General features: G+C 69.5%; 1 protein-coding gene. It reads right to left on the minus strand.

Annotated features, from left to right (window positions below; all coding sequences use genetic code 11):
• Nucleotides 1–29: 29 nt before the first annotated feature.
• Nucleotides 30–1,105, minus strand: a protein-coding gene (locus tag ACZ619_RS45875) for an IS630 family transposase (RefSeq protein ID WP_469612020.1) whose coding sequence is annotated in 2 segments (ribosomal slippage) — nucleotides 30–637 and nucleotides 637–1,105 — 1,077 coding nt in all. Because the reading frame shifts where the segments join, the coding sequence is not laid out codon by codon here.
• Nucleotides 1,106–1,159 lie beyond the last annotated feature (54 nt).

Here is a 1,159-nt window from a genome sequence, read left to right on the forward strand (position 1 = left end):
GCTGAGGTTGAAAGGGTGGGGTGACAGGGCTACGGGGGCTCCAGCCCGAGTTCGGTCTCGGCTATGAAGCCGTCGAGGATCTCGGGTCGGCGTTGGATGCCGCGTAGGCGGTTCTTCACCAGCGGGATGAGGTCGTCGATCGTGCGGGGTGCGAGGTTGGCCAGCGACTTCTTCAGGTGGGCCCAGACGCCTTCGACGGGGTTGAGATCGGGTGCGTAGGGCGGGAGCTTGACGATGGTCAGCCAGTCGCTGTTGCGTGTGCAGAACTCCCGCAGAGCCTTGGCGTGATGGGTGCTGGCGTTGTCCCACACCACGATGAGCGGGGCACCGCCGAGCTGCCGGTGTGCGGAGGTAAGCAGGTCCGCGAACTCGCGGGACCGGAAGCCCTTCTTCTCACCGGTACGGCCCCGATACGTCTGGGTCCGGTAGATCAGCCTGGTCTCGCGGCCCGGTCTCACACAGATCATCCCGGCCATCAGGACCCGGCCGGAACCCTTGCCCGTCACTCTGACCAGCGGCGTCCGCCCGCGTCTTGACCAGGTCCGGCCCTTGCCGGGTTTCAGATCCTGCCCGGCCTCGTCCTCGAACACTATCCACGCGCCCAGGAGCTGGGCCGTCCTCTTACCCGTGACCACTGCTCCGCCCGCCACGCGTCGACGGCCTGCTCGTCCCGCTCGACCGCCCGGTGTGCGGGGACCTGCGGTGACCAGCCCAGCCGGTGCAGCAGATACGACACCCCACGCGGCGTGTACCGGTGGCCGAACAGGCGGTGGATCAACTCCGCGACCCGCGCCAGCGTCCACCGCTGGTCCTCCAGCCAGCCGTGCGCCGCCGGCCCTGCCTCCAGCTCGGCCTGCAGCCGCTCTGCCTGGGCATCGTCCAGCCGGCACGGGAAGCCGCCGGGACCCTTGGACGCCAGGGCCGTGCTGCCGCCCTCGCGCCAGTCGGCGTGCCAGGCATACGCAGACTTCCGCGACACCCGTAACCTGCGGGCCACCTCCGGCGGCCGCACCCCCTGCCCGAACATCTCCGCGGCCTCGAAACGCACCGCTTCACGCTTCGCCCGCCCCGCAGCGGTCAGACCGCCGCCATCCGCGTACCTCATGACGAGGATGTAGCACCGCCAACGCCCGCTGTCACCCCACCCTTTCAACCTCAG

The organism is Streptomyces sp. NPDC104367 (assembly GCF_055583825.1).